The sequence below is a fragment of the Candidatus Nitrosotenuis uzonensis genome (assembly GCF_000723185.1).
In the GTDB taxonomy this organism is placed as follows: Archaea; Thermoproteota; Nitrososphaeria; order Nitrososphaerales; family Nitrosopumilaceae; genus Nitrosotenuis; species Nitrosotenuis uzonensis.
The window spans coordinates 1-1,498 of sequence record NZ_CBTY010000005.1; the positions used below are offsets into that span (position 1 = coordinate 1).

Sequence of the window (1,498 nt, forward strand, 5' to 3'; positions counted from 1 at the left end):
ATTCAATATCTTATCACACAGGGAATAATCCGAGTATAATAAAATACGACTAGAAATCTTACAATATTATTTAACAACAACTTCTGAATTATTCACATAATTAAAAAAGGTCTAAAACACAACAATATTCATGAATCCTGCAGGGGTGCTTCTTACACTCTTTTTGATTATTGTAATTCCATCAACTGGTGTGGCATATGGGCACGGCCTTGGGATGGACATGGCCCCACCAATAGACTTTGAGGGAATGCAGGTCACAATACTGACCACTCTTGAGCCAAGAGACATGACTGTAGGCAAAGTGGATAGCGCCAATATAGGAGTAAGATTCTATGATACCCTCACTGATAAGAACCTAAACTCTGTGACATACAGAGTCGAAGTATGGCAAAATGACAAACTACATGCTAGGAACCTATTCTTTGACAAAGACGGACAACTGGATATAGAGATAAAACCGAAAACAAACTGTACTGAAGCAGAGCCCTGGAGGTGCACAGTCTACTACGGGGAAAAAGACCTGATCACCGGAGGACTGACGCAAATAGGAAACACGCGGCCTCTGATTCAAGGTCCGATTTTTGACAAGGGCGGACTTTACAACATCAAGGTAATAATAGACGGTGCAACAAGCCCAAAGGCTCTTGTAGCAGAGCCATTACTGTTTGAAACCTTTGTTAGCGTTGCACAAGAACAAGACTTTATCATAAAAACAGCAAGTGCACAGGAAATACCTGTAACCGTCAAGACGTATTATGATGATGTTGACAACTTTACATTCGACAATTCCAGGAACTCTATCTCATTTGATATGCCATTCAACTGGGACCCATCCTATGTCCAACTAGTGCAAGTAGTGCACGAGGAAATTCGACTACCTAAGAGCTTTGATCCATATGCACCTGGAAAAGAATTGAAAGGATATGTGAACGGAATTGAAGTTGACAACAGAATTCTTCTTGTGGATCCATATTCATACGATGATCATAACGTAATCCATTTTCTAGTGACAGGAGCTGAGCTTGAACGAATCAACAATATGCAGAATCCGGCCCTCAGGGAATCCGGCATAATGAAATTTCAATTATTACCGCAAGGAAGCGCAACTACAAATTCTGCTGAAATAAAAATCGAATCAGGGGCAATTGCCAAAGTTTCTTGGCCTGCCAGCTACGGTGCAGGAAATGAAATTCCATTCGAGTTCTCATTTTTTGATGCAAATAAGAAGCTACTAAAAGATGTACACTATGGCTATGAACTTCTTGATGGCAAAGGAAACAGATTGGCATTCAATACTGGTTCAGATCCTAATATGCTGGGAATATTGGCAAGTGAAGGAATTGACATTAAGAACATACCAATACCTGCGCAGGGAATATACAAATTCCGAATTTTAATTCTAGGACAGGGAATGCCGATGAACCAGCAATACGCTGGAATTGGTGAAGGTATTATAGAGATCGGCCCTGCAGGTCAACAGAGCGCCACCCTCAATTTG

At 40.9% G+C, this 1,498-nt stretch carries 1 protein-coding gene; it reads left to right on the forward strand.

All coding sequences use genetic code 11. The annotated features are described in order from the left end of the window. Window positions 1–130: 130 nt before the first annotated feature. A partial coding sequence (locus NITUZ_RS00610; protein ID WP_048194206.1) for a hypothetical protein occupies window positions 131–1,498 on the forward strand: 1,368 nt, incomplete at its 3' end.